Source organism: Dietzia sp. UBA5065 (genome assembly GCA_002415925.1).
Taxonomy (GTDB): Bacteria; Actinomycetota; Actinomycetes; order Mycobacteriales; family Mycobacteriaceae; genus Dietzia.
This window is the reverse complement of the sequence record DIAZ01000122.1, coordinates 25,388-34,235: the sequence shown is the minus strand read 5'-3', so window position 1 is coordinate 34,235 and position 8,848 is coordinate 25,388. Positions and strand designations below refer to the sequence as shown.

Here is an 8,848-nt window from a genome sequence, read left to right as displayed (position 1 = left end):
GGGATGCTCCTGGGCCAGAAGATCTCCGACCGGGTCGCGCAGATGCGGACCCTGCCCAAGGGGATCGACCAGCGGTCGGCGTGCCGGCACCCGGACTGGACGGGCCCCGACGACCTGACCATCAAGATCCTCGAACTGCGGGAGATCACCGGGTGGGAGAAGCCGATCTACGTCAAGGTCGGGGCCACCCGCACCTATTACGACGTCAAGCTCGCGGTGAAGGCCGGTGCCGACGTGGTGGTGGTGGACGGCATGCAGGGCGGGACCGCGGCCACACAGGACGTGTTCATCGAACACGTGGGCATCCCCACGCTCGCGGCGATCCCCCAGGCCGTGCAGGCGCTGCAGGAGATGGACATGCACCGGAAGGTGCAGCTCATTGTCTCCGGGGGTATCCGCTCCGGTGCCGACGTGGCCAAGGCCATGGCCCTGGGCGCGGACGCGGTGGCCATCGGGACGGCCGCGCTCATCGCCCTGGGCGACAACGACCCCCGCTACGAGCAGGAGTATCGCGCCCTGGGCTCGGCGGCCGGGTTCTACGACGACTTCCAGGACGGGCGCGACCCCGCCGGCATCTCCACCCAGGACCCCGAGCTGGCGGCCCGGCTCGACCCGGAGGCCGCGGGCCGGCGCCTGGCCAACTACCTCCACGTGCTGACGATGGAGGCGCAGACCATCGCCCGGGCCTGCGGGAAGTCCCACCTGACGCACCTGGAACCCGACGACCTGGTCGCGCTGACGATGGAGGCCGCGGCGATGGCGCGGGTGCCGCTGGCCGGGACCGACTGGATCCCCGGCCGCGCGGGCCGGGATCTGTAGTGACCGCCGTGTCGGCGGTCGGGGTCGGGGTCGACTTCCACCATCAGGACACCCCGGCTACCGTCGGGGGAATGGGGACGGACCCGGAGACCGCGCGGAGGGTCGTCCACCAGGAGGCTCAGCGCGAGCTCCCGGTGGACGTGCCCACCGGCAGCGATCTCGAGCGGATCATCGGCTTCCACGTCCGCCGGCTGCGTCTGGCCGAGGGCCTGGGCGTGGCCGAGATGGCGCAGCGGATCGGGATCTCCAAGGCGATGCTCTCGAAGATCGAGAACGCCCACACGTCCAGTTCCCTGAGCATGCTCGCCAAGCTCGCCGCCGGCCTCGACGTCCCGGTCACGTCCCTGCTCCGCGGGGCGGACACCAAGCGCGACGCGGTGTTCACCGCCGACGGGCAGGGCGCCACGATCGTCGGCCGGGGCACCGCGGCGGGACACGACTACGAACTGCTCGGGGCACTGCGGGGGCCGAACAAGCGCATCGAGCCCGTGCTGGTGACCCTGACGGCGGAATCGGAGACGCACCCCCGCTTCCAACACCCGGGCACCGAGCTGCTCTACATGCTGTCCGGCGACATGATCTACCACCACGCCGAGGCGGAATACCGACTCCGGCCGGGGGACTCGTTGCTCCTCGACGGCGAGGGCGTCCACGGCCCGGTGGCGATGCTCGAGCTTCCCATCCGGTTCCTCTCGGTCACCGCCTACCCCGACAACGTCGACGGCTGAGTGCGCCCGGCTCCGCCGAGCCGCCACCTCACCACTCACCACCCACACACGACCCCCGCGGGGGCTGTGGCACACCCGTCTCCACCCACCACACCCCGAGGAGCCCGCCATGACGGCATCGGTCACCACCACCGTCACCTCGCTGATGTCCGCGATCGCGGACGTCGGCACCGATCCGACCCGCGGCGGATACAGCCGGTCGGTCTATTCCACCCCCGAGCTGGACCTGCGCGACTGGTTCCTGTCCGAGGCCGCCGCCCGCGGCCTGGACACCGAGACCGACCGGAACGGCGTCATCTGGGCCTGGTGGAACCCGGAGGGACACCCGCTGGAGGACGCGGTCGTCACCGGCAGCCACCTCGATTCCGTGCCCGGGGGCGGCGCCTTCGACGGTCCCCTCGGGGTGGCGTCCGCGTTGGTGGCGGTGGACCTGCTCAGGGCCCGCGACCTGCGGCCGGGACGCCCGCTGGCGCTGACGGTGTTCCCCGAGGAGGAGGGGTCCCGGTTCGGGCGGGCCTGCCTCGGGTCGCTGCTGCTCACGGGTGCGATGGACCCGGCGGTCGCGGCGTCGCTCACGGACGACGACGGGACCACCTTCGCCGAGCTGTGCGCGGCCAACGGGCTGGACCCCGCGCACCTCGGCCGGGACGACGAGGCGCTGGGCCGCATCGGCCACTTCGTGGAACTCCACGTGGAACAGGGACGCGGCCTGATCGACCTGGACAGCCCGGTCGCGGTGGCGTCGTCGATCATCGGCCACGGGCGGTGGCGGCTGACCTTCACCGGCCAGGGCAACCACGCCGGGACCACCCTCCTGGCGGACCGGCGGGATCCCATGATCCCGGCCGCCCGCACCGTCCTCGACGTCCGGCGCATCGCCCACGTGTACCGGGGAGCCCGGGCCACCGTCGGCCGGATCGTGCCCACGCCGGGTGGGACCAACGTCATCGCCTCCCGGGTCGACCTCTGGCTGGACGTGCGGCACCCCGATGACGCGGTCACCGCCCGGATCGTCGCGGAGATCACCGAGGCGGCGTCGATGGCGGCCGCCCGCGAGGGGTGCGAGAGCACGATCGTGCAGGAGTCGCTCAGCGCGTCGGTGGGGTTCGACGCCGGCCTACGCGAGCGACTCCTGGGCGAGCTGCCCGGGGTACCCGTCCTGGCCACCGGCGCCGGTCACGACGCCGGCGTACTGGCATCACACGTCCCCACCGCGATGCTCTTCGTCCGCAACCCGTCCGGGGTGTCCCATTCCCCGGCGGAACACGTGGAAGACCGCGACGCCGAGCGGGGCGCCGAGGCCCTGGCCGACGTCCTCGCCGGTCTCCTGACCACCGCCCCACACACCACCGCCGGGTGACCGGCCGTACCGAGAAAGCGACTCCCATGACCGACACCGCGACATCGACCCACACCGCCACGTCCGCCCACACGGTGAGGTTCCTCGTCATCGGCGGCGGCCTCGAGGGGCTGTCCATCGCCTGGAACCTGGCCGAGCGCGGCGAGACCGACGTGCTGGTGGTGGAGAAGGACACCCTGTGTTCCGGGATGACCGGGAAGTCCAGCGGGATCGTCCGCTGCCACTACGGTTCGCCCACGATGGCCGCCCTGAGCTGGCACAGCATCCCGGTGTTCGAGAACGCGACGGAGCTGCTCGGCGACGACATGGCCTTCCGGCAGTGCGGATACGCCGTGATCGTCGGCGAGGAGAACGTGGTACCCCTCCGTGCGAACGTGGCCATGCAGCAGAGCCTCGGGATCGAGACGGAGCTCATCCCCCCGGACCGGATGGCGGAGCTGTGGCCCGGCCTCAACGTGGACGACGTCGCGGCTGCGGCCTGGGAACCGCGCGGTGGCCGCGGGGAGGCGTACATGACCGGCATGGCCTTCGCCGCCGCGGCCCGCCGCCGGGGGGTCCGGGTCCGCCAGGGCTCCCGGGTCACGGCGCTGCTGCAGGGGCACGACGGCCGGGTCGTGGGGGCGGAGTTCGCCGACGGGGCGCGCGTCCACGCCGAGCAGGTGATCCTCGCGACGGGGGTGTGGGCCCCGCAGCTCGGCGCGACCGTCGGCCTCGACATCCCGGTCCGGGCCCAGCGCGCGCAGCTGGTGTTGGTGGACCAGGGGGAGCCGCTCGGGCAGGTGCCCACGCTGTCGGACCTGGTGGGTCTGCAGTACCTGTGCCGCGAACCCAACGGGGAGATCCTCGCCGGCAACTCCGACCACCACTCACCGCAGTACGTCGACCCCGATTCCTACTCCAACCGCGCCGACGCCTCGACAGTGGAGAAGGTGGTGGAGCGGCTCATGCACCGCCTGCCCGGTATGCCGGACCCTGCGATCACCGGCAGCTACGTGGGGGCGTACGACACCACCCCGGACTACAACCCGATCATCGGGCCGTCCCCGCTCGAGGGCCTGTTCCTCGCGGTGGGCTTCTCCGGGCACGGGTTCAAGATGTCGCCCGCGGTCGGTCGGCTGGCCGCGGAGTTGCTCCTGGACGGGACGACGACGATGAGGGGCGTCGACCCGGCGGACTGCCGGTTCTCCCGGTTCTCGGAGGGGCACCTCACCACGAGCCTGAACCCGTACGTGGGTGCCGGCGAGATGCGCTGATCCGGCCCCGCCGCCGAACCCCGTTCCGGACACGCCGCCCGTGCCGCGGGCCTATCGTGACCACATGGTCGACCCGGACATGGGACCCGAGCGGGGTTCGCGCCGCGACGCGGCGGCGCGCGACATCACGCCGCTGCCGGATCTGGCGCGCACGCGCCCCAGGGTGGGCCCGCAGCGCACCCGGCGGCCCGTCTACCTGGACCTGCTCCCGCCCTGCAACGCGGCCTGCCCGGCGGGCGAGAACATCCAGGCGTGGCTGGCCCACGCGCGTGCCGGGCGCCACGAGCAGGCGTGGCGGCAGCTCGTGGCGGACAATCCGTTCGCCGCCATCCACGGCCGCGTCTGCTACCACCCGTGCGAGACCGACTGCAATCGCGAGCGGTTGGACAGCGCCGTCTCGATCCATGCGGTGGAGCGGTTCCTCGGCGACACCGCCCTGGACCGCGGATGGGGGTTCGACCGCAGCGCCCCCGACAGCGGCAGGAGCGTCCTGGTGGTGGGCGCCGGGCCGAGCGGCCTGTCCGCCGCGTACCACCTGGCGCGCCGCGGGCACCGGGTGGAGATCCGGGACGCCGGCACCGAACCCGGCGGCATGATGCGCTACGGCATCCCCGACTACCGCCTGCCGCCGGACGTCCTGGGCGCCGAGATCGGCCGCCTCGAGGAGTTCGGCGTGACCATCACCCGCGGCCACACGGTCACGGACCTCGCCGCGGAGAAGGAGGAGGGCGGGTTCGACGCGGTGTTCGTGGCCGTGGGCGCCCACCTCGCCCGCCGGGTGGACATCCCCGTGGTGGACACCGGCACCATGCTCGACGCCGTGACGTTCCTGCGCGGCGTGGCCTCCGGCGAGCGCCCCGAGGTGGGGCGGCGCGTGGCCGTGTACGGCGGCGGCAACACCGCCATGGACGCCGCCCGGGTGGCCCGGAGGCTGGGCGCCGAGGACGCCGTGATCGTCTACCGCCGCACCCGCGACCAGATGCCCGCCCACCCGGAGGAGGCCCAGGACGCCGAGGCGGAGGGCGTGCGCATCAACTGGCTGCGCACCATCACCGCGTTCGACGGCCCCGAGCTGCAGGTCGAGGTGATGGAGCTCGACGCCGAGGGCCACCCGCGCCCCACCGGCCGCGTCGAGACGCTCGCCGCCGACACCCTCATCCTCGCCGTGGGACAGGAGACCGAGGCCGGCTTCATGCGGACGCTGCCCGGCGTCGGGTTCGGTCCCGACGGCACGGTCCACGTGGACGAGAACTTCATGACCGGCTGTCCGGGCGTCTTCGCCGGCGGCGACATGGTGCCCGGCGAGCGCACCGTGACGGTGGGCGTCGGGCACGGCAGGAAGGCGGCCCGGCACATCGACGCCTGGCTCCGCGGCGACGACGGGGCGCGGCCGCCGGCCCCCGACGTCGTCACCTTCGACGAGCTCACGCTCTGGTACTTCGCCGACGCCGACCGCCGCGCCCAGGCCGAGCTCCCCGCCGCCGAGCGCACCGGCGGGTTCGGGGAGGTCGTGGGCGGGCTCGGGCCGGAGGAGGCCGAGTTCGAGGCGGGGAGGTGCCTGTCGTGCGGGAACTGCTTCGAGTGCGACGGCTGCCTGGCCGCGTGCCCGGAGGACGCGATCGTCCGCGTGCCCACCGGCCACGGCTACGCCTACGACTACGACCGCTGCACCGGCTGCGCCGAGTGTGCCGAGCAGTGTCCCGTCCACGCCATCTCGATGTTCCCGGAGCCGTCATGACTCGCGCCACCCTGGACGGCAACGAGGCCGCCGCCTCCGTGGCCTATCGGCTCAGCGAGGTCTGCTGCATCTACCCCATCACGCCGTCGTCGTCGATGGCCGAGCTCGCGGACCAGTGGTCGACCGAGGACCGCGCCAACGTGTGGGGCACCGTCCCCACCGTGGTGGAGATGCAGAGCGAGGGCGGCGCGGCGGGGGCGCTCCACGGCGCGCTGCAGGGCGGGGCGCTGGCCACCACGTTCACGGCCTCGCAGGGCCTGCTGCTCATGGTGCCCAACATGTACAAGATCGCCGGGGAGCTCACCTCCGCGGTGATGCACGTGGCGGCCCGGTCGCTGGCCGCGCAGGGGCTGAGCATCTTCGGCGACCACTCCGACGTCATGGCCGTCCGTCAGACCGGGTTCGCGCTGCTCGCCGCCGCCTCGGTGCAGGAGGCGCACGATCTCGCGCTGATCGCGCACGCGGCCACGCTGCGGACGCGGGTGCCCTTCGTCCACTTCTTCGACGGCTTCCGCACCTCCCACGAGCTCAACACGGTGGAGCTGCTGTCCGACGACGACCTGCGCGCCCTCGTCCCCGAGGAGCTGGTCCGCGCGCACCGCTCACGCGCGCTCTCCCCGGAGCGGCCGGTGGTCCGCGGCACCGCCCAGAACCCGGACACCTACTTCCAGGCCCGCGAGACCGTCAACCCGTTCTACGCCCGCGTGCCGGAGACGGTGACGGACCTCATGGACGCCCTCGCCGAGCGCACCGGCCGGCCGCTGGGGATCGTCGAGTACACCGGCGCCGCGGACGCCGAGCGCGTGGTGGTGATCATGGGGTCGGGTGCCCAGACCGCCGCCGCCACAGCCGAGGCCCTCAACGCCCGCGGGGAGAGGGTCGGCGTGCTGCAGGTGCGCCTGTACCGGCCGTTCCCCGCCCGGGCGCTGCTCGACGCGCTGCCCGCGACAGTGCGGTCGGTGGCCGTGCTCGACCGCACCAAGGAGCCCGGCTCCCACGGCGAGCCGCTGTACCTCGACGTGATCGCGGCGCTCGCCGAGGCCTGCGGTGACGGCCGCCGCGAGCGGATGCCCCGGGTGATCGGCGGTCGCTACGGGCTCTCGTCCAAGGAGTTCACCCCGGCGATGGCCGCCGCGGTGTTCGCGGAGCTCGTCGTCGACCCCCACCGCGACGGACGGCCGCGGCCGCGCTTCACGGTGGGGATCCTCGACGACGTGTCCGGCACGAGCCTGGCCGTCGACCCCGACTTCCACCTCGACCCCGACGGGACGGTGGGCGCGGTCTTCTACGGGCTCGGCTCCGACGGCACGGTCGGCGCCACCAAGAACACCATCAAGATCCTCGGCGCGGACCCGTCGCTGCACGTCCAGGGCTACTTCGTCTACGACTCCAAGAAGTCCGGCTCCCAGACCGTCTCCCACCTGCGCTTCGGACCGCACGAGATCCGCGCGCCGTACCTGGTCTCGCGCGCGCAGGTGGTGGGCGTGCACCAGTCCCGGTTCCTCGAGACCGTCGACGTGCTCGACCGCGCGGCGCACGGCGCGACGCTGCTCCTCAACAGCCCGCTGCGGCCGGAGAGGGTGTGGGACTCGCTGCCGGCCGGGGTGCAGCGGCAGATCGTGGACAAGCGGATCGAGGTGCACGTGGTGGACGCCCACCGCATCGCCCGCGAGGCCGGGTTGCCGGGGCGCATCAACGTGGTGATGCAGGCCTGCTACTTCGCGGTGGTCGGGGTCTTGCCGCGCGACCGGGCGATAGCGCTGATCAAGGAGTCGGTGGAGAAGACCTACGGCCACCGGGGCGGCGACCTGGTGGAGCGGGAGTACGCGGCGATCGACGGCGCGCTGGCGGGCCTGCACCCCGTCGCGGTCCCGCGCGAGGTCACCGGCGTCCGCGAGCCGGCCCCCATGGTGCCGGCCCACGCGCCGGAGTTCGTCCGCGCCGTGACCGCCGAGATGATGGCCGGGCGTGGGGACGCCCTGCCCGTGAGCGCGCTGCCCGTGGACGGCACCTACCCCGTCGGTACGGCCGCCTTCGAGAAGCGCTCCATCTCGGAGACGGTCGCGCAGTGGGACGCGGACGCGTGCATCCAGTGCGGCAACTGCGCGTTCGTGTGCCCGCACAGCGTGATCCGCTCGAGCTTCTACGACCGCTCGGCGCTCGACGGCGCTCCGGAGGACTTCGACTCCGCCCCGCTGCGGGCCGTCGGGCTGCCCGGTTCGCGGTACACGCTGCAGGTGTACGCCGAGGACTGCACCGGGTGCGGGCTGTGCGTGGAGGCGTGCCCGGCGCTCACCCCGGGCGACCCTCCCGGCAAGGCCATCAACCTGGTCCCCCGCGAGCCCGGGGCCGACTCGACGCGGCGGAACGTGGCGTTCTTCGAGACCCTGCCCATGCCCGACCGCGCCCGCGTGGACTTCGGCACCGTCCGCGGCACCCAGTTCCTCGAGCCACTCTTCGAGTTCCCGGGCGCGTGCGCGGGCTGCGGCGAGACCCCCTACCTCAAGCTCCTCTCCCAGCTGTTCGGCGACCGCGCGATGATCGCCAACGCGACCGGCTGTTCCTCCATCTACGGCGGCAACCTCCCCACGACCCCGTGGACGACCAACGCGCAGGGGCGCGGGCCGGCCTGGTCCAACTCGCTGTTCGAGGACAACGCCGAGTTCGGCCTGGGGTTCCGGCTGGCCGCCGACGAGCACGCCGACCTGGCCCGGCGGCGGCTGGGGGAGGTGCGGGAGGAGGTGGGCGCCGAGCTCGTCGACGCGATCCTCACCGCGCCGCAGGTGCGCGAGTCCGAGCTGGCCGCGCAGCGGGGGCGGGTGGCGGAGCTGGCCGCGCGGCTCGACGCGCCGGACGGGCCGGACCCGGCCGCGACCGCCGACCTGCGCAGCGTGCTCGACCACCTCATCCGGCGCAGCGTGTGGATCGTGGGCGGCGACGGCTGGGCCTA

At 73.3% G+C, this 8,848-nt stretch carries 6 protein-coding genes; all 6 read left to right on the top strand.

Annotation, left to right across the window (positions count from 1 at the left end):
* On the top strand, positions 1-819 hold an 819-nt coding region (locus tag B4M60_RS09515; protein WP_291082785.1), incomplete at its 5' end, for an FMN-binding glutamate synthase family protein.
* 71 nt (positions 820-890) lie between these two features.
* Positions 891-1,547, top strand: a complete 657-nt coding sequence (locus B4M60_RS09510) for a helix-turn-helix domain-containing protein (protein WP_291082787.1) — start codon at positions 891-893, stop codon at positions 1,545-1,547.
* A 109-nt stretch (positions 1,548-1,656) separates the two neighbouring features.
* Entirely contained in the window at positions 1,657-2,907 is a 1,251-nt protein-coding gene (locus B4M60_RS09505) for an allantoate amidohydrolase (protein ID WP_291082783.1), read from the top strand.
* A 26-nt stretch (positions 2,908-2,933) separates the two neighbouring features.
* Complete coding sequence (locus tag B4M60_RS09500; protein WP_291082780.1) at positions 2,934-4,160, top strand: NAD(P)/FAD-dependent oxidoreductase; 1,227 nt, start codon at positions 2,934-2,936, stop codon at positions 4,158-4,160.
* Positions 4,161-4,224: 64 nt separating this feature from the next.
* The gene (locus B4M60_RS09495; RefSeq protein WP_291082777.1) at positions 4,225-5,898 is read left to right on the top strand and encodes an NAD(P)-binding protein; all 1,674 of its coding nucleotides are present in this window, start codon (positions 4,225-4,227) and stop codon (positions 5,896-5,898) included.
* The coding region (gene nifJ, locus B4M60_RS09490) for a pyruvate:ferredoxin (flavodoxin) oxidoreductase (RefSeq protein WP_291082774.1) at positions 5,895-8,848 on the top strand (2,954 nt) is incomplete at its 3' end. The genes B4M60_RS09495 and nifJ, both read left to right, overlap by 4 nt.